Genomic DNA, 21,699 nt, shown 5'->3' with positions numbered 1-21,699 from the left:
TCTCCTCATCCTGAGGAGCGCGGAACGCGCGTCTCGAAGGATGAAGGCCCGGCTGCAGCACCGAGGCCTTCATGGTTCGAGACGGCGCTATGCGCCTCCTCACCATGAGGAGCGGCAGTCAAGCTGCCTTGGCGACGTCGACCTTGCGGAAGCGCACCAGCGAGAAGTGCCCCAGCGGCGGAATCAAGCGGCGCTCGGCAAGCTCGATGCCGTGCGCGCCGGCGAGCCATTTGGCGTAACGCGACCAGGCGAACTCGGCGGTGCGGAAGCCGAGCGGACGCACCACCGGCTGCAGCTTCTGCTCGATGAAGCGGCGCATGCCGGTGTCGGCGCTGACGCGGGTGAGGATGATCAATTCGCCGCCCGGACGCAGCACGCGGGCGAATTCGTCGAGCGCCTTCTCCGGGTTCGGCACGGCGGTGACGACGTATTGCGCCATCACGACGTCGAAGGAATTGTCGGGAAATTCGAGCTTCTCGGCGTCCATCACCGCGAGGCCCTCGACGTTCTTCAGCTTCTGCTCCTTCACGCGGCGGCGCGCCTTGTCCAGCATCGCTTCCGAGATGTCGGTGCCGAAGATGCGCAGGTTCGGCGCGTAGAGCGGCAGCGAGATGCCGGTGCCGACGCCGACCTCGAGCACGCGGCCGCCGATCTTGTTGGTGGCCGCGATCGCGGCCTGCCGGCCTTTCGCGAACACGCCGCCGAACACGAGATCGTAGACCGGCGCCCAGCGGTCATAGGCCTGCTCGACCGTGCCGCGGGTGAGGTCGAGCTGCTGGGTGCCGTCAAGGTTCATGATCTTAGCCATCGATGAGGTTCTTCTCGCTGTGGTTCGAATGGACGATCAACCGCGCACCGGCCGCCGCGCCATGCGAGGCGAGGCGCGCAGGACGCGGCTGGGCTGCAGTGAGGTGAGATTGCCGACGAACTGGCGCGCGCTGTTCTCCCAGGAGCGCTCCAGCGCGAAATTGCGGCAGGTCTGGCGCGACGTCGTGAGCGCGCGCAGGCACGCGATGCGTAGATCGTGGTCGATCGCGCCGATCGGGTGATCGGCAATGACGTCCTTCGGACCAGTCACCGGAAACGCCGCAACCGGCGTGCCGCAGGCGAGCGCCTCGAGCTGCACCACGCCGAACGTATCGGTCAGGCTCGGAAACACGAACACGTCGGCCGCAGCGAGGTGCGCGGTGAGATCCGCCCCCTTCTTCTCGCCGAGGAAGACCGCGTCCGCATATTTCTTCTCCAGCGCCGCCTTCTGCGGGCCGTCGCCGACGACGACCTTGGTGCCGGGCAGGTCGAGCGAGAGGAACGCTTCGAGATTCTTCTCCACCGCCACGCGCCCCATCGTCATGAAGATCGGGCGCGGCAGGTCGAGCTGTGCCGGAGCGTCGGGATGAAACAGTTCGGTGTCGACGCCGCGCGTCCAGAAGCCGAGCCGCCTGAAGCCGCGCTCGGACAGCTCCTGCCGCAGCGAGGGCGTCGCCACCATGGTCATGGCGGCGGCATCGTGGAAATGGCGCAGCACCGCATAACCGACGCTCGCGGGAATGCCGGTCCGCACCGAGACGTATTCCGGAAAGCGCGTTGTGTAGGAGGTGGTGAAGGCGAGCCGGTTGCGGCGGCAATAGGCGCGCGTCGCCCAGCCGATGGGGCCTTCGGTTGCGATATGCAGCGCGTCCGGCGCGCACCTCTCGATCCGCCGCACGATCTCCTTCCCGCTCGGCAGCGCAAAGCGCAGGCCCGGATAGGTCGGCAGCGGCCAGGACGGAAAGCCGTCGGGCGTGAGGAAGTCGATCTCGACGTCGAGGGCCTTGGCCGCATTCGCCAGCGAGGTCAGGGTGCGTACCACCCCGTTGACCTGCGGATGCCAGGCGTCGGTCGCAATTAATACCCGCATGGGAAAATCCCGAGAGTTTGATGATTCTCAGGCATCGACCATCAACGAAGGATATTTCAGGCGTGTGACGTCACAGAAGTGTCGGCGTGCTGTTTTGTTCGTTAACGGGCCCGCGGGGCCACGAAACTGTCATGAAACAATTCTTGCCGCCGTGAAACCGTTTTCGGTTTTCCGCGCAAATGTCCCGAAACGTTTTGCCGTTAGGAGTTTAGGCAACGGAGCACCGCAATGGTGCCGCGGTGAGCAAAACACCGAGCAAACAGGGGCGATCACATGTTCAATCTGGACACGTTCAAGACGTTTTCGCGCGCCGTTGCACTCAGTGCCGTCGCGGTCTCCGCAATCGCGTTCGCTAGCGCAGCCAAGGCCGCGCCGGTGCAGATCTTCCCGTTCTTCCAGCCGCTGCCGCCGATGACCGCGCCGCAGCCGCTGCAACCCTATCAGCCGTATCAGCCCTATCAGGCGCCGACCTACCAGACCGAGCCCGAGGATCAGGACGCCGTTGAGCTGCCGGCCCGCTTCCGCCGCCAGACCGTTTCTTACGCGACGCGCGAGGCGCCGGGCACGATCATCATCGATACGCCCAACACCTATCTCTATTACGTGCTCGGAGGCGGCCAGGCGCTGCGCTACGGCATCGGCGTCGGCCGCGACGGCTTCACCTGGTCAGGCATCCAGTCGGTGAGCCGCAAGGCCGAGTGGCCGGCCTGGACGCCGCCCCCGGAGATGATCGCCCGCCAGCCCTATCTGCCGCGCCACATGGCCGGCGGCCCCGGCAATCCGTTGGGGGCCCGTGCGATGTATCTCGGCGGCACCATCTACCGCATCCATGGCACCAACGCCCCCGAAACCATCGGCAAGCGCGTCTCCTCCGGCTGCATCCGCATGACCAACGAGGACGTCACCGACCTCTATTCCCGCGTCAACGTCGGCACCAGGGTGATCGTGCTGCCGATGACCGAGCGCCGTGCGGACCTCGGCGCCGCGAGCCGCTGAAGCGACAGGACATCGTGACGCAAACGGCCCCGGAACCCGCCGGGGCCGTTTTCGTTTGCCTCGACATCCCCGTTGCGCCTGCTGTGGCGCGATCCCGATGGAGGGCGCAAATGCGATCACGAAGGCCCCCCTCGCCAAGCCCATGGCTGCACGCCCTCGCCGGCGCCGGAGCACTGACGCTGCTCGTGTCCGCGCCCTGCTCGCTCGCGCAGCAACCCGCGCATGACGACACCGGCCAGCAGGCCTTCAACAATTCCTGCCGCACCTGCCATTCCATGAAGGAAGGCGACAATCGCCTCGGTCCCAACCTCAACAGGATCGTCGGACGCAAGGCCGGCTCGCTGCCGGACTACAATTATTCCTCGTCGATGAAGGACGCCGGCTTCGTCTGGGACCAGGACAAGCTCACCCGCTTCATGGTCAAGCCGGACGAGGTCGTGTCCGGCCACAAGATGCAGCCCTATGGCGGCATCTCGGCGGAGGAAGCGGGCAAGATCGTTGCTTATCTTCAGGCGGCGCCGCAGTGAAGACCCGGTGATGCCGAACCGCCCTCGTTTGGCATCGGCGATTGTGGCGCATCCTTCGAGACGCCCGCCTGCGGCGGGCCCTCAGGATGAGGACTGAGTGTGCGCGGGTCGCAATTTGTCCGCGGTACTTGCGCTAGGTCTCGGCTGCCAGTTAGCCTCATCCTGAGGAGCGCGCCCTTGCGCGCGTCTCGAAGGACGAGGCGTTCACGATGACAGACGGCGCGTACCTCTACATTCTCCAATGCGCGGACGGCAGCTACTACATCGGCACGACCCGCACCGAGCTCGAGATCAGGATCGCGCAACACAACGCTGGCACGTTCGAGGGCTACACCAAGTCGCGTCGCCCCGTGACGTTGATATTCTCGCAATGGTTCGACCGCATCACCGATGCAATCGAGTGCGAGCGCAAACTCAAGAATGGAGCCGCGCCAAGAAGCCTTCATGCTCGGCGATTTTGCCGAGCTGCATGTGTTGGCAAAGCGCGGATCACATCATCCTTCGAGACGCCCGCCTCCGGCGGGCCCTCAGGATGAGGACTGAGTGCGGGGCAGCTCTCTAACCCCCGCTCCGGTGTCGATTAGCCTCATCCTGAGGAGGCGCGTAAGCGCCGTCTCGAAGGACGAGGCGTTCACACCGGCGGAGCGCTTACCGGCTGACCGCGCCCCGCCGCTCCGCCATCAACCTCAGCCACGCCGATGCATGAAACGCGCTCATCAAGAGATACATCGGCACCATCCCGCCGAGCAGAGAGCCCTGCCCGGCGCCGCACAGCATGTCCGCCGGCCCACCGCCGAGCATGGCCGTCAGCGCGGCCATGATGGCGAAGGTCGGTGTGGCCGCCAGCCCCAGCCATCTGGCGAGGTGGCGCGCGGCCGCCACCGCGTCGGGGCTGACGCTGGGGGCAGCGCTGACCGGAGCGGTCATTGCCGTTCTCCCGCGGCCTCCTCGCGGAAGACTTTCTCGCCGGCGTCCGAGACCTCCACCCATCGCTTGTCGGGCGCCGCACCGTCCGTGTAGCTGTCGTGCCAGTTCCACCATTTGTAGGTCGGGGTCTGCGGATAGCCTTCCGGCGAGTCCTCCCACACTTCCTGCCGGCCGAGCGGGGTGATGTCGAGATAGTTCCAGGTGCCGCCCATCTGCTCGTCGCCGCGGCTCTTGACGAAATAGGTGCGGAAGATGCGCGTCCCGTCACGGTAGAACACGTTGGTGCCGTGCCATTCGTCCACGCCGAAATCGGCATCGAAGCTGTCGGTGATGGTGACCCACGGCATGGTCCAGCCCATCCGCTTTTTCAGCCTGACGATGTCGGCTTGCGGCGCACGCGAGGCGAACACCAACGTCGTATCGCGGGCATTCAAGTGCGAGACATGGGCGACCTGGTCGGCCACCATGGAGCAGCCGCGGCAGGCATGATCGGGCCAGCCGAACACGCCGGGCTCGAAGAAGGCGCGATACACGATCAACTGCCGCCGGCCCTGGAACAGATCAGCCAAACTGACCTTGCCGCCAGGCCCCTCGAACGCATAGGTTTTGTCGACAGCCATCCACGGCATGCGGCGCCGCTCGGCCGCCAGGGCGTCGCGGGCACGGGTATGCGCCTTTTCCTTCACGAGCAGTTGCAGACGGGCCGCCTCCCAGTCCTGCGGCGACACCACCGGTGGGGTCTGCATGGCGGTCTGTCCGTTGGTCCTTACGTTTTCAGTCGATGTCATGATCTCTCTCCAAGTTTCTTGCCGCGGCCGCCGTTCCGCGCCCCGCCATGCCGGAGGCGGAACCGCCCGCCTCGCATCGGCCGTCCACGATTTCTGGCACCAAGCGGCCGCGCGGTGGGAGTAACAAGTGTGGCGGGATTGACATGGAGTCGCTGATCACTGCCGCTGCGCGCGCGCTCGAAGCCGGCGATCCGCTCGGTGCCCTGAACCGCGTCGCGCTGCGCAACGATGCGCCGTCGCTGGCGCTACGCGGCATCGCGATGGCGCAGCTCGGCGATCTCGCCAAGGCCAAGTCGCTGCTGCGCACCGCCGCGCGCGCCTTCGGTCCGCGCGAGGCGGCGGCACGCGCAAGGTGCCTGGTGGCCGAAGCCGAGATCGCGCTGGTCTCGCGCGATCTGAACTGGCCGGTGAAGACGCTCGCGGCGGCACGCGCGACGCTCGAAAAGCACGGCGATCTCGTCAATGCCGCCCATGCAGGCCATATCGAGGCGCGCCGCCTGCTTCTGGTCGGTCGCCCCGACGAGGCCGAGCGCACGCTCGCCGGCGTCCGCCCTGCGATGCTCCCGCCCGCGTCCCAAGTCGTCCGCGAGCTCGTGCTCGCCGGCATCGCCATCAGGCGGCTCAAAACGAAAGACGCGCGCACGGCGCTCAGCCGCGCAGCTCGCGCGGCGCGCCTTGCCAACATCCCGGCGCTCGTGGCCGAGGTCGACAGCGCGAACCTGATCCTCGACACGCCGGCGGCGCGCCTGATCGCGCGCGGCAGCGAACATCCGTTGTTGCTGGGAGAGGTCGAACGGCTGGCGACCTCGACGGCGCTCGTCGTCGACACCTTCCATCACGTCGTGCGCAGGCAAGCCGTCGCGGTGTCGCTCGGAACGCGCCCCGTGCTGTTCGCGCTCGCGCGTCTCCTGGCGCAGGCATGGCCTGCGGATGTCTCGCGCGAGACGCTGATCTCGGGCGCCTTTCAAGCCAGGCACGCCGACGAATCGCACCGCGCGCGCTTGCGCGTCGAGATCGGACGGCTCCGCACCCAGCTCGCGCCGCTGGCCGACATCAGCGCGACGAAGCAGGGCTTCGTGCTGGTGCCACGGAAGACGCGCGACGTCCTCGTGCTGGCGCGGCCCAATGAGGAAAAGCACGCCGCGGTCCTCGCCTTTCTCGCCGACGGCGAGCCATGGTCGAGCTCGGCACTCGCACTTGCGCTTAGGATCAGCCCGCGCACCGTGCAGCGCGCGCTCGAAGAGCTGGCACGGTCGGGCAAGGTGCAGTCGTTCGGACACGGACGGGCACGCCGCTGGATGACGCCGCCCGTTCCGGGTTTCCCGACAGGCTTGTTACTCCCCACGCCGCTCCTGAAGACGTAGGATGCGCGTTAAGCACAGGGATCGAGCACATGAAACGTTCAGCCGCCGAGATCGTCACGGAGTATGGGCCTTTTCCGGGCGTCGACGCCGTGCATGGCGTCACCTATGACGGCACGCATGTCTGGTTCGCATCCGGCGACAAGTTGAACGCGGTCGATCCGGCCGACGGCAAGATCGCGCGCTCCATCGACGTCGCCGCGCATGCGGGGACGGCGTTCGACGGACGGCACCTGTTCCAGATCGCCGAGGACCGCATCCAGAAGATCGATGCCGCCTCGGGCAAGGTGCTCGGCACCATTCCGGCCCCCGGCGGCGGTGGCGATTCCGGCCTCGCCTGGGCCGAGGGCTCGCTCTGGGTCGGACAATATCGCGAGCGCAAGATCCATCAGGTCGATCCCGAAACGGGGAAGATCCTCCGCACCATCGAGAGCAAGCGCTTCGTCACCGGCGTCACCTGGGTCGACGGCGAGCTCTGGCATGGCACCTGGGAGGGCGAGGACAGCGACATCAGGCGCGTCGATCCCGATACGGGCGAGGTGCTGGAGCAGCTCGACATGCCCGCCGGCACCATGGTCTCGGGTCTCGAGTCCGATGGCGGTGACCGCTTCTACTGCGGTGGCGGAGATCGCGGCAAAGTGAGAGCAGTCCGCCGTCCGCGGCACGGCTAGCCGCCGCGAAACGCGGCAACGGCGCGTTAGCGACCGTTAACCCATTCGCCGCAATTCCACCCCACCGGTGCGCTCTAGCGCCCTCCTCGCCCGCCCTGTAGAATCCCCGCCCGGGCGGCTTGGGGGATTGATGCGTCTGACGTGGAATCTGAAGACTATCCTGATCGGCGTCGCGGTGCTCGCGGCGTCGTTCTTCATCAGCCTGAAGGCGATGGACTTGATGTCGCCGCGCGCGACGAATTCGGCGCCGCCGGTCGCGCAGCTGCCGCCGCTGCCGCCGGCCTCGAAGAGCTCCATCGTGATCGCGCCGGTCGCCATCGCGCTGTCGGCGATCCGCGAGCAGGCCGAGAAGGCCGCACCGCGCAATTTCGCCGGGAAGGCCGACAACCCGATCTCGCAGATCCTGGAGAACGCCGATATCGGCTGGTCCGCCGTTCGCGGCCCGATGGCGGCAAACGGCGACAAGGACGTGCTGACGATCTCGACGCCGCTCACCGGCAAGCTCAACGTGACGGGCTCGCTGTCGTCGAAGGCCACGGGCGCGCTTGGCGACGCGCTCGGCAGCGTCCTCGGCGGTGACGCCGCAAAACGGATCGGCGCGGTCAACATCAAGAACCTGAACGCGAGCGCGGAGATCAAGGGCAACGTCGTCGTCACCTCGCGCCCGAAGCTCGCCGCCGCCTGGCATCTGGAGCCCAATCTCGGCGCCCAGGTCAATCTCGGCGACACCAACCTCAACGTCGCCGGCGCCAAGGTCAACGTGCCCGCGCAGGTGAAACCGCTGATCGACAAGACCGTCGGCGAGCAGATCAACGCCGTCTCCGAGCGCATCCGCAACGATCCCAGTCTGCGCGAGAATGCGAAAGCGCAATGGATCAAGGCCTGCCGCTCGATCCCGCTGCAGGGATCCAGCGCCTCGGCGGCGCTGCCGCCGCTCTGGCTCGAGATGAAGCCGGTGCGCGCGATCGCGGCGCAGCCGCGCGTCGATGCGCAGGCCGTGACCTTGCTGCTCGGCCTCGAAGCCGAGACACGCGTGACCTCGACGCCGACCAAGCCCGACTGCCCGTTCCCCGACAAGATCTCCATCGTGCCGCCGACCGGCACCGGCGTGAACATCGGCGTGCCGATCGACGTGCCCTTCACCGAGATCAACAAGCTGATCGCGGCACAGATGGTCGGCCGCACCTATCCCGAGGACGGCTCGGGCCCGGTCGACGTCACCGTCAAGAGCGCCAACGTCATCCCCTCGGGCGACCGGCTGCTGATCTCGCTTCTGGTGCGCGCCAAGGAGAAGAGCTGGTTCGGCCTCGGCGCCGAGGCGAATGTGCACATCTGGGGCCGGCCGGTGCTCGACCAGGCGCAGCAGACGCTGCGGCTCACCGATATCCAGCTCGCCGTGGAATCCGAGGCCGCGTTCGGCCTTCTGGGTGCCGCCGCCCGCGCGGTGGTGCCGCAGATGCAGCAGGCGCTGCTGCAGAAGGCAACCCTCGATCTGAAGCCGATCGCCGCGAACGCCCGCGAGAAGATCGCGGCCGCGATCGCCGACTACCAGAAGAGCGAGGACGGCCTCAAGGTCGAGGCCAGGATCGACAGCCTGACTCTCGCCGACATCGCCTTCGACTCCAAGACCCTGCGCGTGGTCGCGGAAGCCGGCGGCTCGTTGAACGTATTCGTGACGAAGCTGTCGGGGATGTAGCGCGTCCCACTCACCGCAGGGTTATCACATTTGACTTGTTGCGCGGCCTGCGCGCACGCCTCGTCCTTCGAGACGGCGCTTGCGCGCCACCTCAGAATGAGGCTATTCGGCGTCAGTGCCCTTTGAAACTGCAGCCACGCACTCCATCCTCATCCTTGAGGAGCCCGCCCAAGGTGGGCGTCTCGAAGGATGGCCGCAGGGAAAGCTTTCATAAGCGATCGTCCCTACTCAACGGACCCGCACACGTCCTCGTCGCTTGCGCCGCTGGCATTCTCGCTGCAGGATGCTAATCTCGCACGGCATTGTAGGGGACACCGCGAGGACAACATGGAAGCCGGCATGGTCACACCTGCGCCGGCGCTGGTGCGTTTTTCCGGCATTCAGAAGACCTATGATGGCGAGCATCTCGTGGTGAAGAACCTCGATCTCGACATCAGGAAGGGCGAGTTCGTCACCCTGCTCGGCCCGTCGGGCTCGGGCAAGACGACGACGCTGATGATGCTGGCCGGCTTCGAGGTGCCGACCCATGGCGAGATCTACCTCGCGGACCGGCCGATCAAGAACGTGCCGCCGCACAGGCGCGACATCGGCATGGTGTTCCAGAACTACGCGCTGTTTCCGCACCTGACGATCGCGGAAAACATCGCCTTCCCGCTGTCGGTTCGCAAGTCGAGCAAGGCGGAAACGCAGGAGCGCGTCAACGCGGCGCTGCGCATGATCAAGATGGAAAGCCTAGCGCACCGGCGGCCCGGGCAGCTGTCCGGCGGTCAGCAGCAGCGCGTGGCGCTGGCCCGCGCACTGGTCTTCAATCCGCAGCTCGTGCTGATGGACGAGCCCCTGGGCGCGCTGGACAAGCGCCTGCGGGAGCAGATGCAGCTGGAGATCAAGCAGCTGCACGAGACGATGGGCATCACGATCGTCTACGTCACCCACGACCAGAGCGAAGCGCTCACCATGTCGGACCGCATCGCCGTCTTCAACGACGGCATCGTGCAGCAGATCGACCGGCCCGACGCGCTGTACGAGCATCCGGTGAACAGCTTCGTTGCGCACTTCATCGGCGAGAACAATGTGCTGGCGGGCACCGTCGAGACGATCGACAAGGACTATTGCAGCGTCGCGCTGGCCGGTGGCGGCACCGTGACAGCACGGGCGGTCAACGTGTCAGGCGCGGGCGCATCGACCTCCCTGTCGGTGCGGCCGGAGCGTGTCGCAATCATCGCCAATGGCAATTCCAGTGAGGGACCGAACCGGCTGCCGGCGACGGTCCAGAACACCATCTATCTCGGCGACCACGCGCTGGCCGTGCTCGACGTCGCCGGCAACGCCGAGTTCATGGTCAAGCTTCAGCCGGGAGCGCATGACAGCCTGAGACATGGCAGCCCAGGACTTGGCAGCCCAGGACTTGGCAGCCTAAGACCTGGCAGCCTAAGACCTGGCGAAAGCGTGTTCATCACCTTCCGCCCGGAGGACTGCCTCGCCCTCGATCCCGTCTGATCTACCGGCGGCGAAGCCGAAACAATCGATGTCACCGCAACTCACATGAAGAAGGAACGAAGACCATGCTGAAGCGCAAGATTGCTCTGGGTTTCGCCGCGGCACTGGGCGCCAGTGCTGCGCTGGCCAATGTCGCAGAGGCGCGTGACCTCACCGTCGTCTCGTGGGGCGGCGCGTATCAGGAGGCCCAGAAGAAGGTCTATTTCGAGCCGTTCAAGAAAGCTTCAGGCATCGCGATGAACGACGAATCCTGGGACGGCGGCGTCGGCGTGTTGCGCGCCAAGGTCCAGGGCGGTGCCGCCACCTGGGACGTCGTCCAGGTCGAGAGCGACGAGCTCGCGGTCGGCTGCGAGGAAGGCCTGTTCGAGAAGCTCGACTATTCCAAGATCGGCGGCGAGGCAGCCTATATCCCGCCGGCGGTCAATCCTTGCGGCGTCGGCGCCATCCTCTACGATTTCGTGCTCGGCTACGACAAGGACAAGCTGAAGGAGGCCCCGAAAGGCTGGGCCGATTTCTTCGACACCAAGAAGATTCCGGGCAAGCGCGCCCTGCGTCAGGGTCCGAAGACCACGCTGGAGATCGCCCTCATGGCCGACGGCGTCGCGCCGAAGGACGTCTACAAGGTGCTGGCGACCGACGAAGGCATCGAGCGCGCCTTCAAGAAGCTCGACACGATCAAGGGCGACCTCGTCTGGTGGAAGGCCGGCGCGCAGCCGCCGCAATTGCTCGCCTCCGGCGAGGTGGCGATGACCTCGGTCTACAATGGCCGCATCGACACCGCGAACAAGAACGAGAAGAAGAACTTTGGCATGGTGTGGGACGGCGCGCTGTTCACGCTCGACAGCTGGGTCATCCTGAAGGGGAGCCCGAACAAGGACGCGGCCTACAAGTTCCTGGACTTCGTCGGCAAGGCGGAGAACCAGTCCAAGCTGTCGGAGAACATTGCTTACGGCACTTCGAACAAGGACGCCGCCGGCCGGCTCGCGCCCGCCGTCCTGAAGGACCTGCCGACCGCGCCTGACAACATCAAGAACGCGGTCGAGATCAACGTTGCCTTCTGGCTCGAGAACATCGACCGCCTGACCGAGCGCTTCAACAAATGGGCCGCGAAATAGATCGCGACTCGACCGACGTGCGGCGCGCATTGAACGCAGTGACGTTGCGGCCATCCTTCGAGACGCCCGCCTTCGGCGGGCTCCTCAGGATGAGGACGGAGTGCGAGGCGAGTGTTTCACAGGCACGGCTGTCGATAAGCCTCATCCTGAGGAGACCGCGAAGCGGTCGTCTCGAAGGACGAGGCGCTTGCTCAGACTGTTCCCAAGCTGAAATGCACGTCCGGCCAAAGAGGCTCATGCCATGACGGCAGCGTCCCCAACCGGCGCCACTGCATCGACCGAGATCCCGCTCAAGCGCCGATTGAGGCGCGCTGAGCGGACACGCCAGGTCAAGGCATTGGCGCTGGTCCTGCCGCTTCTGCTGTTTCTGCTCTTCACCTTCGCAGGTCCCATCGCCGGCATGCTGTGGCGCTCGGTCGAGGACTGGGAGGTGCGTCAGGTCCTGCCGCAAACAACAGCTGCTCTTGCCAGCTGGGACGGCAAGGACCTGCCGGATGAAAAGGCCTATGCGGCGCTGGCAAGCGACATCCTGGCGGCGCGCGCCGCCGGCACCATCGCGATTGCGGCCAAGCGGCTCAATTACGCGCTCAACGGCTTCCGCACCATCCTGACCAGCACGGCGCGCAACCTGAAGGCCATGCCGGAGCCTGGTGCGGCCAAGGAGACGCTGGGCAAGATCAACCCCGCCTGGCGCGAACGCGCCACCTGGACCACGATCAAGGACGCGAGCGGCCCGATCACCGGCTTCTACCTGCTCGCCGCGCTCGACCTGACGCGAAACGCGGACGGTGCGATCGTCGCCGCCTCACCGGATCAGGCCATCTACCGCGACATTTTCGTCCGCACCTTCCTCATCAGCCTCGGTGTCACGGCCCTCTGCCTGATCCTCGGTTTCCCGGTCGCTTACCTCTTGGCGACGCTGCCACCTGGCCGGTCGAACTTGCTGATGATCTTCGTGCTGCTGCCGTTCTGGACGTCGCTCCTGGTTCGCACCTGCGCCTGGATCGTCCTGTTGCAGAGCAAGGGCGTCGTCAACGACAGCCTGCACTGGCTTGGCATCATCGACGAGCCGCTCCGCCTGATCTACAACCGCTTCGGCGTCTGCGTCGCCATGACCCACGTTCTGCTGCCTTTCATGATCCTGCCGCTGTACAGCAGCATGAAGGCGATCTCGCCTGCTTACATGCGTGCCGCCGCCTCGCTCGGTGCGCCACCCCTCACCGCCTTCCTGCGGATCTACCTGCCGCAGACCCTGCCCGGCATCGGCGCGGGAAGCCTGCTCGTCTTCATCCTGGCGCTCGGCTACTACATCACCCCGGCCCTCGTCGGCGGCGCCGCCGACCAGATGATCAGCTACTTCATCGCGCTCTACACGACCGAGACGGCCAATTGGGGCCTTGCTTCGGCGCTGGGCGCGGTGCTGCTGCTGGCCACCGTTCTGCTCGCTCTCGTCTACGGCAAGCTGGTGCAGGGCCAGCAGGTCACGGGAGGAATGAAGAATTGAGCGACAATTCCTCCTTGCGCACGCCCAGCCAGCGCATCGCGTGGACCGCGACCATCGTTGTCTCCACGCTGGTGTTCATCTTCCTGATCGCGCCGATCCTTGCGATCATGCCGCTGTCGTTCAGCTCGGGCTCGTACCTCACCTATCCGCTGCCGGGCCTTTCCTTGCGTTGGTACGACGACTTCATCAATTCGCCGCGCTGGATGAACTCGCTCAAGAACAGCATGATCATCGGCGTCGCCTCGACGCTGTTGTCCATGGTCCTCGGCACGATGGCCGCGCTGGGGCTGGCGCAGTGGAAGAGCCGGTTCAAGCCGCTCGTGCTGGCCTTCGTGCTGTCGCCGGTGGTCGTGCCCGGGGTCATCACCGCGGTCGGCCTGTACTTCTTCTTCGCGCCGATTGGCCTTACCGCCAGCTATCTCGGGCTGATCCTGGCTCACACCGCGCTGGCGACACCCTTCGTGGTGATCACGGTGGGTGCGACGCTGCAGAGCTTCGACACCAATCTGGCACGCGCCGCCGCCTCACTCGGCGCCTCGCCGCTTCAAGCATTCTGTCGCGTGATCCTGCCGCTGATCCTGCCCGGCCTCGCCTCAGGTGCGCTGTTCGCCTTCGCGACCAGCTTCGACGAGGTGGTGATCGTGCTGTTCATGGCGGGTCCCGAGCAGCGCACCCTGCCGCGCGAGATGTTCAGCGGCATCCGCGAGAACATCAGCCCCACCATCACGGCAGCGGCGGTGATTTTGACCACAATCTCGGTCATCCTGCTTGCCACCCTCGAAGCCCTGCGCCGGCGCAATGAACGGCTCAAGGGCGGAGGCTGATTGCCGGCGCAAATTTCCGTCATGGCGAGCGCAGCGACTGGTCCGCCGAAGCCTCGGCGAAGGCGGAAGCAAACCAGAAAGGCATCCGCGGAGATAGCTCCGGATTGCTTCGTCGCAAGAGCTCCTCGCAATGACGCGGAAAGACGAAGACACGACAGCGCGCCCGGTGAAAACCAGGCGCGCTTCGTTCAGGCAATTACGCGAGCCGTGTTACTCCGAGTACTTGAACTCGGGCATGTTCTTCAGCTCGTCCTTGCTCGCGTTGAACACCGCGTGATCCGGGTACCACTTCGACGAGGACGACGTCGTCGCGGTCGCGGCGGGCCTGTCGGTTCCGGTCGCTGCGCCAGTCGTCGTGGTCGAGGCCGGCCGGCCGGGCGGGTTGGTGGCCGCCGTGCCGCTGTAGGCGACGGGCTCGTTGACGAACTTCAGCTTCTCGTAGGGCACCGCAACTAGGTGCTCGCCCATGCCGAGGAAGCCGCCGACGCCGATCACGGCGATCTTGACGTTACCGCTCTTGTCCATCAAGAGGTCGTTGATCGAGCCGATGTTCTCGTTGGCCTCGTTATACACCTTCACGCCCGACATTTTCGAGATGCGCCACTGATCGTGCGCGCTCGTCGTCGTGGCGGTGGCCGCAGGGGCCGCCTTGTCGGTGGTCGCGGGCGGCGTTTGCGCGAATGCGACGGTCGCAAGCAGCGCGGTACCGGCGAGGCCGGTGACGATCGATTTCATCAACATTGTGGTCCTCTCCTTCAAAGAAACTCGTGCGGAGAAAACAGCGTTGAGCAAGCACAGTTCCGTGCGTGCCGCAATTTCGTCGCGCCATGCGCGAACCGTTCCTACGGTTCCTGCGTGACTCCGGAACATTTTGCGATGCACTGTTCCCCGCCGACGCTCACCCTGGTGGAGCTTGATCGCGGCGAGGACCGCGCCGGCCTGGCGTCGCCGAAGTCAGCTCTTGTAATCGATCAGAAGTGCGGAGAGGCTCGAATTGCCGGTTGAGCTGCCATTGGCACCATAGGAGGATGCCGACGATTGCGATTGCTGGAGCGCCTTGAGGAATTGCTGGAGGATATCCTTGGTTGTCGCGTCGGCCGACGCGCTGCCGGACGAGTCGGTCGTCGACGAATCCGACGAATTGTCGTCCGGCGACGGATCGCCCGCGGCCGTCGGGACCGCTCGCGAAGGTGGACTGAAACACGCTTTTCAGCTCCTCGGCCTGCTCGGAGGTCAGCGTCCCGTTCGAGACTTCCTTCGAGATGAGGTCGTCGAGCTTCGACTGCATCGCCTCCTTGGATGGACGCGTGCCGCTCGACTGGTCGCTCGTCCGGCTCTGCTGGAGCGCCTTATCGATGTCGGTCAGCGCCGTCGACAGCGCGGACTGATCCGACGACGAGATCGCGCCGGCGGAAACTTGCGATTGCAATTGCTGCTGCAGCCGCTGCAGCAGCGATTGATGACTGCCGGCGGAGGCCGCCGAAATCGAGGTCATGATGGCTCCGTGGGTTCTTGCGGGTTTCGTGGCGAACGGCGCCACGGTAGGGTTGACGCGCTTAACGAGATCTTGCCGCTCCATGCCCGCTCGATTGCCGTCCGTTGCGGGCAGCCGGCCAGAAACAATCCGAAACAAAAATCTTCGCCATTTGGCCCGAATTTTGGACAAACAAAGCGCATGGCCGTTCCCAATCCCAACATCCTGGTCGTCGAGGACGACCGCGAGACCCGGACGCTGATTGCGAAATACCTGCGCAACAACGCCTGCAACGTCACTGCCGTCGCCGACGGCCGCGAGATGTCGCGCGCCATGGCCGATCACCGCGTCGACCTCATCATCCTCGACGTCATGCTGCCCGGCGAGGACGGCCTCACCCTGTGCCGCAAGGTGCGCGCCGAAAAGCAGACGCCGATCATCATGCTGACCGCGCGCGGCGAGGACGTCGACCGCATCGTCGGCCTCGAGATGGGCGCGGACGATTATCTGCCGAAGCCGTTCAACCCCCGCGAGTTGCTCGCCCGCATCAACGCGGTGCTGCGCCGCCAGGCGGCGGCGCAGGCGGCAAGCTCGGTCGAAGGTGCCTCCACGCTCACCTTCGAAGGCTGGCGCATCGATCTGCGCCTGCGCGAGCTCCGCAATCCCGAAGGCGCGCGCGTCGCGGTGACCAGCGCCGAGTTCGACCTGCTGCGCACGTTCTGCGAGCGGCCCGGCCGCGTGCTGTCGCGCGACAGCCTGCTCGACCTCACGCAAGGGCGCAACACCGGCTCGTTCGAGCGCTCCATCGACGTGCTGGTCAGCCGCATCCGCCGCAAGATCGAGCCCAATCCGGCCGATCCCACCCTGATCAAGACGGTGCGCTCCGGCGGCTACCTGTTCACACCAAGGACTGAAGTCGCAAGCACCGAGGCGGTCGCTGTGCCCCTGAGCAGCTGATGGGGACGACGATGAAGCCGTTCTCGTTCTTCCACCTCAAGGGCATCGGCGGGCAGATTGCCGCGCTGGTGCTGGCCTCGACAGTGGCGCTTCATCTCGCCGTCACCACGGCCTTCCTGATCAGCCGGCCGGACCGCCCGGATGCGTCGCCGGACCGGGCGCATCAACTGGCCGATGCCGCGCTGCTGCTCGGCGCGGCGGAGGCGAGCGAGCGTCCGCACCTCGTCACCGATCTCGCGCGCGCCTTCCCCGGCCTCGGCATCGAGATGCTGGCGCCCGGCACGGCAAATCTCGCGGAGAGCGACAGCCTGCATCTGCGCGCGATGCACCGCCATCTCGGCCGCGCCTACAAGACCGGACTGCTGGCTTCAGGCGGCATCGAGCCCCGTATCGGCGTGCAATTGCCCGACGGCACCGTGATCGCGGGTCATGTCGATGGCGGCCCGCGGCCGTGGTTCTGGGGCGCGCCCTGGCTGATGGCGCTGATGAGCGCGTTCTTCTGCGTCACCGTGCTCGGCCTGTGGGCGGCGGGCGCGCTGACGAGGCCGCTGTCGTCCTTCGCCGAGGCGGCGGAGAATTTCAGCCTCGACGGCACCGCCGAGCCGCTGCCCGAGCGCGGCCCGGAGGAGATCCGCGCGGTGGCGCGCGCGCTCAACCGCATGCACGAGCGGATCGCGCGGCTGATGTCGGATCGCACGCGGATGCTGGCCGCGATCAGCCACGATTTGCGAACGCCGATCACGCGGCTGCGCCTGCGCGCCGAGTTCATCGAGGACGAGGGCAACCGCAAGCGCATGCTGATGGATCTCGACCAGATGCGCGCGATGCTGGAATCGGTGCTGTCGCTGCTGCGCGACGACCGCAAGGTCGAGGCGGTGACGCTGGTCGACATCGCCAGCACGCTGCAGCTCGTCGCCGATCAGTTCGGCGACATGGGCCATGTCGTGCACTATGTCGGGCCGGCGTCCGCGACCGCCGCCGCGCGGCCCGACGATCTGCATCGCGGCGTCACCAACCTGGTCGAGAACGCGGTGCGCTTCGGCGCCGAGGTAACGATCCGCCTCGACGTCTCGGAAACCAGGCTCGTCATCGACGTCGAGGACGACGGCCCCGGCATTTCGGATGCGCGCAAGCAGGAAATGCTGGAGCCGTTCGTGCGCGGCGACGACGCGCGCACCATGGACGAGTCCATCGGCTTCGGGCTCGGCCTGTCGATCGCGCGAGCGATCGCGCTCGCCCACGGCGGCGAGCTCTCGCTGCACGACCGCACGCCGCATGGCCTGATCGTGCGGATGCAATTGCCGGTCGCGCAGGCGCCGCGCCTCGCCGCTTGAATCAAGCCGCGAGCGGCGGGTGCTCGATGGCCTCGTGCGGGAAGATCGCCACCGCCTCGAAACGATAGTTGCAGGCGTGGCAGGTCCAGAGATAGGAGACGCGGCCTTCGCCCGGCTCGATCCAGTCAGGGAACGGGATCGGTGCGCCACATTGTGCACAAGGGTTCTGCTTGGGAATGTCGTCGATGTCTGCCGGGTTCATGGACGTCCTCCCGAGTGCCGTTTTTGAGTAGCGATTGTTGGGTGAATGCGCGATATGGACAGACCCGCTGTCGCACGCTCCACCAACCTCGAGCTTAACGCAGGTTTAAGTCGTAAAAGCGACGAGCCGGCGAAAATCGTCGCTGGTGACATTTCGCCACATCATCGCCGTGTTCCCACGGCCTAACGCGCTGGGGTGCGGGTCCGTTCTGCCGAGGAATATTTCGATGAAAATCTTACGCGTTGTCGCACTGCTTGCGGCCGGATTGACGTTGCCGCAGGCCGCTTTCGCCGGCGAAGCCGAATACGCCGAGATGGTTGCCGCCCATGCCCGCGCCAACGGCGTGCCGGAGGCGTTGGTGCATCGCGTCATCATGCGCGAAAGCCGCTATCAGCCGCACCTCGTCGGTCGCGGCGGCACCATCGGGCTGATGCAGATCAAGCTCGCGACCGCCCGTGGCGTCGGCTACACCGGCGATGCCGCGGGCCTGCGCGATCCCAACACCAACCTCACCTACGCCGTGAAGTACCTCGCCGGCGCCTATCGCGCCGCCAATGGCGATCACGCGAGAGCCGTGCGTTATTTCGCGGGCGGCTATTACTACGCTGCAAAGCGCCAGCGGCAGGAGGCCATGCAGGTCGCGAATGCGGGCGAGACCATGGGTCAGCCTTGGCTCGAGCCGAACGGCAATCCGCAGCCGATGTTCGGCGCGCCGACGCACCGGAAGCTGGCCCAGCGCGTCCGCAACGCGCGGGCGCAGGCCCTGAAGTAGTTTTCGTGTCCCGGACAAGTCGCAACGCGTGAGCGTTGCGGCGCAGAGCCGGGACCCAGCCCTCCGCAAACATGGGCCCCGGCTCTGCGAAGCATCACGCCGCCAAGAGGCGGCGCGCTGCATCGCGTCCGGGGCACGGTCGGGTTCCCGGCAACACGCGTTGACCACCCCGTCCCGCTGGCATACATTGCCACCGTTCCGAGGGGTGCTCCGAGGAGGAGCTGAGATACCGCTAAATGGGCAATTCGGCCCAGGACCGCGGTGACCCTTTGAACCTGATCCGGGTCATGCCGGCGAAGGGACAGGGATGTTGCAGACCACCAAGCGACCGGATTCACCGGTTTCCATCATCGGCGCAGGCATCGCGGGCGCTTGGCAGGCCCTGCTGTTCGCACAGGCCGGCCACGCCGTCACCTTGCACGAGCGTGGTGACGAGGCGATGACGGATGCCACCAGCCATTGGGCCGGCGGCATGCTCGCGCCCTATTGCGAGGCCGAAATCGCCGAACCCATCATCAGCCGCCTGGGCCTGCGCTCGCTCGACCTCTGGCGGCGCGAGCTGCCGGATACGCCGTTCAACGGCTCGCTCGTCGTCGCCCATCCGCGTGAGCGCAACGATTTCGAGCGCTTCGCGCGCATGACCGAGGACCACCGCCGGCTCGATGCCGCCGGCCTTGCCGCGCTGGAGCCGTCGCTGGAGGGCCGCTTCCGCGACGCGCTGTTCTTCCCCGCCGAGGGCCATGTCGAGCCGCGCCGCGTGCTGCCGCAGCTGCACGAGCGCATCAAGGCAGCAGGCGGCACCATCAAGTTCTGCAGCAACGTCACGGCAAATGATCTCGACGGCATCGTGATCGATTGCCGCGGCATCAGTGCCCGCGACGAACAGAGCGAGCTTCGCGGCGTCAAGGGCGAAATGATCCTGATCGAGACCTGTGAGGTGCAGTTGGCGCGCCCGGTGCGGCTGATCCATCCGCGCTGGCCGCTCTACGTGATCCCGCGCGAGAACGGCCTGTTCATGCTGGGCGCGACCTCGATCGAGGCGGAAGACACCGGCGTCAGCGTGCGCTCGGCGCTGGAGCTTTTGGGCGCGGCCTATACGGTGCATCCGGCGTTCGGCGAAGCCCGCATCCTCGAGTTCGGCTCAGGGCTTCGGCCCGCTTTTCCCGACAATTTGCCGCGCATCGGCATTCGCGGCGGCAAGATCAGCGTCAACGGCCTCTACCGCCACGGCTTCCTGATCGCCCCCGCGCTCGCCGAGCTGACGCTCGCTTATGTCCAGCGCGGCCAGATCGACAACGAGGTGATGCAATGCGCGTGATCGTCCAATGCTTGTGATCATAAACGGCGAGCCGCGCGAGGTCAGCGCGGCCAGCGTCGAGGCGCTGCTCGCCGAGCTCGACTACGAAGGCAGCCATTTCGCCATCGCGCTCAACTACGACGTCGTGCCGAAAAGCCGCTGGGCCGAGACCAGCTTGAAGGCCGGCGACGAGATCGAGATCATCACGCCGCGGCAGGGAGGGTGAGGATGAATGCTGCCACAAACTCCGCCGTCATCCCCGCGCGAGCGCATGGCGCTCGTCGCTGGCGAGCCGCCTTCGGCTCGCCTCGAAGGATGGCCGCAAGCGGCGCTGTCATCCTTCGAGGCGCGCAAGTGCGCGCACCTCAGGATCATGGTCTGTGCAAGTCGCCTGTGAGGAAATTGAAACCATGGTGACCTTCTACGGCAAAACCTTCGCCTCCCGCCTCCTGATCGGCAGCGCGCTCTATCCCTCGCCTGCGATCATGCAAGGCGCGATCCGCGCCTCCGGTGCCAACATCGTCACGGTGTCGCTGCGGCGCGAATCCGCCGGCGGCAAGACCGGGGACGCGTTCTGGAAGCTGATCCGCGAGCTCGAGGTCACCGTGCTGCCGAACACCGCCGGTTGCCGCACCGTGCGCGAGGCGGTGACGACGGCAAAGCTCGCGCGCGAATTGTTCGCTACCTCCTGGATCAAGCTCGAGGTCATCGCCGACAACGACACGCTGCAGCCCGATGTCGTCGGCCTGGTCGAAGCCGCAACCATCCTGATCAAGGACGGCTTTGAGGTGTTCCCCTATTGCACCGAGGATCTCTCGGTCGCGAGCCGCCTGGTCGATGCCGGGTGCAAGGTGGTGATGCCGTGGGCCGCGCCGATCGGCAGCGCTAAGGGCATCACCAACCGCGATGCCCTGAAGCTCCTGCGCGAGCGGCTGCCCGACATCACGCTGGTGGTCGACGCTGGCCTCGGCGCGCCCTCTCACGCCGCGCAGGCGCTGGAGCTCGGCTATGACGCCGTGCTGCTCAACACCGCCATCGCCAAAGCCGCCGATCCCGTCGCGATGGCGAACGCCTTCCGCTTGGGCTGTGATGCCGGCCGCACCGCTTACGAGGCCGGGCTGATGAACGCCCGCGACTTCGCCTCGCCCTCCACCCCTGTCGTTGGGACCCCGTTCTGGCATGCCGTATCCTGATCGCTTCTATCCCGTCGTCGACAGCCTCGCCTGGGTCGAACGCCTGACCAAGCTCGGCGTCGGCACCATCCAGCTGCGCGCAAAAGAGCTGAACGACGCCGACGCGCTGCAGATCGTCACCGACGCGCTCGCCATTACCAAGGACTCGCAAACCAAGCTGGTGGTGAACGATTATTGGCGCGCCGCGATCGTTGCGGGTGCGAAATATCTGCATCTCGGCCAGGAGGACCTGGCCGAGGCCGACCTCAAGGCGATCCGCGAGGCCGGCCTCTCCCTCGGCATCTCCACCCATGACGACGACGAGCTTGCAACCGCGCTCGAAGCCAAGCCGGACTATGTCGCGCTCGGCCCGATCTTCTTCACCACGCTCAAATCGATGCGCTTCGAGCCGCAGGGCATTCCGAAGATCACCGAATGGAAGCAGCGCATCGGCACCATCCCGCTGGTCGCCATCGGCGGCATCAAGTTCGAGCACGCCGCGGAGATCTTTGCCGCAGGCGCGGATTCGATTGCGGTCGTGTCCGACGTCACCCAGAACCCCGACCCCGACGCCCGCGTGCGGCAATGGCTTGGCCAGTCAGCGGAGGTTGCATGATGCATGTCCGCCCCTGTTCATTCCGTCACCCTGAGGTGGCCGCTTCTTCAGCGGCCCTCGAAGGGCGACGGC

The 21,699-nt window shown here is 66.1% G+C and carries 23 protein-coding genes, 1 pseudogene and 1 riboswitch; of the genes and pseudogenes, 17 read left to right on the top strand and 7 right to left on the bottom strand.

The window, feature by feature from the left end:
* Nucleotides 1-118: 118 nt before the first annotated feature.
* Both N2604_RS12930 and N2604_RS12925 read right to left on the bottom strand, forming a co-directional pair.
* Complete coding sequence (locus N2604_RS12930) at nt 119-808, bottom strand: methyltransferase domain-containing protein (RefSeq protein ID WP_036038402.1); 690 nt, start codon at nt 806-808, stop codon at nt 119-121.
* Between the two features lie 36 nt (nt 809-844).
* The gene (locus N2604_RS12925; RefSeq protein ID WP_260375008.1) at nt 845-1,897 is read right to left on the bottom strand and encodes a glycosyltransferase family 1 protein; all 1,053 of its coding nucleotides are present in this window, start codon (nt 1,895-1,897) and stop codon (nt 845-847) included.
* Between the two features lie 273 nt (nt 1,898-2,170).
* Between N2604_RS12925 and N2604_RS12920 the strand changes: the two genes are divergently transcribed.
* The 3 genes from N2604_RS12920 (at nt 2,171) to N2604_RS12910 (ending at nt 3,956) form a co-directional block, all read left to right on the top strand.
* Nucleotides 2,171-2,893 carry a L,D-transpeptidase gene (locus N2604_RS12920; protein ID WP_260375007.1) on the top strand — a complete coding sequence of 241 codons (723 nt, stop codon included), beginning with the start codon at nt 2,171-2,173 and terminating at the stop codon, nt 2,891-2,893.
* Between the two features lie 110 nt (nt 2,894-3,003).
* Nucleotides 3,004-3,420: a cytochrome c family protein gene (locus tag N2604_RS12915; protein ID WP_260375006.1), complete on the top strand. Its 417-nt coding sequence runs from the start codon at nt 3,004-3,006 to the stop codon at nt 3,418-3,420.
* A gap of 209 nt (nt 3,421-3,629) precedes the next feature.
* A complete protein-coding gene (locus tag N2604_RS12910) occupies nt 3,630-3,956 on the top strand; it encodes a GIY-YIG nuclease family protein (protein WP_311740000.1) in 327 nt (108 codons plus the stop codon).
* Nucleotides 3,957-4,068: 112 nt separating this feature from the next.
* Here the strand turns inward: N2604_RS12910 and N2604_RS12905 are convergent, their stop codons facing one another.
* On the bottom strand, nt 4,069-4,347 hold the full coding sequence (locus tag N2604_RS12905) for a hypothetical protein (protein WP_260375005.1): 279 nt from the start codon (nt 4,345-4,347) through the stop codon (nt 4,069-4,071).
* Nucleotides 4,344-5,135, bottom strand: a complete 792-nt coding sequence (locus tag N2604_RS12900; protein WP_409241710.1) for a DUF899 domain-containing protein — start codon at nt 5,133-5,135, stop codon at nt 4,344-4,346. The genes N2604_RS12905 and N2604_RS12900 overlap by 4 nt, the downstream gene beginning before the upstream one ends.
* 143 nt (nt 5,136-5,278) lie before the next feature.
* On the opposite strand from N2604_RS12900, the gene N2604_RS12895 reads away from it, so the two are divergent.
* From N2604_RS12895 to N2604_RS12865, 7 genes are all read left to right on the top strand, one after another.
* Entirely contained in the window at nt 5,279-6,499 is a 1,221-nt protein-coding gene (locus N2604_RS12895; RefSeq protein WP_260375004.1) for a helix-turn-helix domain-containing protein, read from the top strand.
* A gap of 29 nt (nt 6,500-6,528) precedes the next feature.
* A complete protein-coding gene (locus N2604_RS12890) occupies nt 6,529-7,167 on the top strand; it encodes a PQQ-binding-like beta-propeller repeat protein (RefSeq protein ID WP_260375003.1) in 639 nt (212 codons plus the stop codon).
* 130 nt (nt 7,168-7,297) lie between these two features.
* Nucleotides 7,298-8,863 carry a DUF4403 family protein gene (locus N2604_RS12885; protein ID WP_260375002.1) on the top strand — a complete coding sequence of 522 codons (1,566 nt, stop codon included), beginning with the start codon at nt 7,298-7,300 and terminating at the stop codon, nt 8,861-8,863.
* 327 nt (nt 8,864-9,190) lie between these two features.
* Complete coding sequence (locus N2604_RS12880; RefSeq protein ID WP_260375001.1) at nt 9,191-10,360, top strand: ABC transporter ATP-binding protein; 1,170 nt, start codon at nt 9,191-9,193, stop codon at nt 10,358-10,360.
* Between the two features lie 65 nt (nt 10,361-10,425).
* Nucleotides 10,426-11,475 (top strand): ABC transporter substrate-binding protein, encoded by a 1,050-nt coding sequence (locus N2604_RS12875; protein ID WP_260375000.1) that lies wholly within the window; start codon nt 10,426-10,428, stop codon nt 11,473-11,475.
* Nucleotides 11,476-11,716: 241 nt separating this feature from the next.
* Nucleotides 11,717-12,979 (top strand): ABC transporter permease, encoded by a 1,263-nt coding sequence (locus N2604_RS12870; RefSeq protein WP_260374999.1) that lies wholly within the window; start codon nt 11,717-11,719, stop codon nt 12,977-12,979.
* Nucleotides 12,976-13,803 carry an ABC transporter permease gene (locus tag N2604_RS12865; RefSeq protein WP_260374998.1) on the top strand — a complete coding sequence of 276 codons (828 nt, stop codon included), beginning with the start codon at nt 12,976-12,978 and terminating at the stop codon, nt 13,801-13,803. The genes N2604_RS12870 and N2604_RS12865 overlap by 4 nt, the downstream gene beginning before the upstream one ends.
* A 210-nt stretch (nt 13,804-14,013) precedes the next feature.
* On the opposite strand, the gene N2604_RS12860 is transcribed toward N2604_RS12865, so the two are convergent.
* Both N2604_RS12860 and N2604_RS12855 read right to left on the bottom strand, forming a co-directional pair.
* Complete coding sequence (locus N2604_RS12860) at nt 14,014-14,544, bottom strand: PRC-barrel domain-containing protein (RefSeq protein ID WP_260374997.1); 531 nt, start codon at nt 14,542-14,544, stop codon at nt 14,014-14,016.
* Nucleotides 14,545-14,757: 213 nt separating this feature from the next.
* A pseudogene (locus tag N2604_RS12855) lies at nt 14,758-15,298 on the bottom strand (hypothetical protein).
* A gap of 180 nt (nt 15,299-15,478) precedes the next feature.
* Here N2604_RS12855 and N2604_RS12850 point away from each other — a divergent pair.
* Nucleotides 15,479-16,234, top strand: coding sequence for a response regulator (locus tag N2604_RS12850; protein WP_260374996.1), 756 nt, complete (start codon nt 15,479-15,481; stop codon nt 16,232-16,234).
* A gap of 11 nt (nt 16,235-16,245) precedes the next feature.
* Nucleotides 16,246-17,568 carry an ATP-binding protein gene (locus tag N2604_RS12845; protein ID WP_260376217.1) on the top strand — a complete coding sequence of 441 codons (1,323 nt, stop codon included), beginning with the start codon at nt 16,246-16,248 and terminating at the stop codon, nt 17,566-17,568.
* A gap of 1 nt (nt 17,569) precedes the next feature.
* On the opposite strand, the gene N2604_RS12840 is transcribed toward N2604_RS12845, so the two are convergent.
* Complete coding sequence (locus N2604_RS12840; protein ID WP_260374995.1) at nt 17,570-17,770, bottom strand: hypothetical protein; 201 nt, start codon at nt 17,768-17,770, stop codon at nt 17,570-17,572.
* 226 nt (nt 17,771-17,996) lie between these two features.
* Between N2604_RS12840 and N2604_RS12835 the strand changes: the two genes are divergently transcribed.
* The 5 genes from N2604_RS12835 to N2604_RS12815 all read left to right on the top strand — a co-directional run bounded on the left by N2604_RS12835 (nt 17,997) and on the right by N2604_RS12815 (nt 21,627).
* On the top strand, nt 17,997-18,542 hold the full coding sequence (locus N2604_RS12835) for a lytic transglycosylase domain-containing protein (protein ID WP_260374994.1): 546 nt from the start codon (nt 17,997-17,999) through the stop codon (nt 18,540-18,542).
* 191 nt (nt 18,543-18,733) lie between these two features.
* Nucleotides 18,734-18,862, top strand: a riboswitch (TPP riboswitch).
* Nucleotides 18,850-19,860 (top strand): FAD-dependent oxidoreductase, encoded by a 1,011-nt coding sequence (locus tag N2604_RS12830; RefSeq protein WP_260374993.1) that lies wholly within the window; start codon nt 18,850-18,852, stop codon nt 19,858-19,860. (Overlaps the previous riboswitch by 13 nt.)
* 7 nt (nt 19,861-19,867) lie before the next feature.
* Entirely contained in the window at nt 19,868-20,065 is a 198-nt protein-coding gene (thiS, locus tag N2604_RS12825; protein WP_260374992.1) for a sulfur carrier protein ThiS, read from the top strand.
* A gap of 184 nt (nt 20,066-20,249) precedes the next feature.
* Nucleotides 20,250-21,032 (top strand): thiazole synthase, encoded by a 783-nt coding sequence (locus tag N2604_RS12820; protein WP_260374991.1) that lies wholly within the window; start codon nt 20,250-20,252, stop codon nt 21,030-21,032.
* The gene (locus N2604_RS12815) at nt 21,019-21,627 is read left to right on the top strand and encodes a thiamine phosphate synthase (RefSeq protein ID WP_260374990.1); all 609 of its coding nucleotides are present in this window, start codon (nt 21,019-21,021) and stop codon (nt 21,625-21,627) included. The genes N2604_RS12820 and N2604_RS12815 overlap by 14 nt, the downstream gene beginning before the upstream one ends.
* The last annotated feature ends 72 nt before the right edge of the window (nt 21,628-21,699 follow it).

It is taken from the genome of Bradyrhizobium sp. CB1015 (assembly GCF_025200925.1).
GTDB lineage: Bacteria > Pseudomonadota > Alphaproteobacteria > Rhizobiales > Xanthobacteraceae > Bradyrhizobium.
Note: the sequence above shows the minus strand (reverse complement) of the source record. Positions and strands in the feature narration are given on the sequence as shown.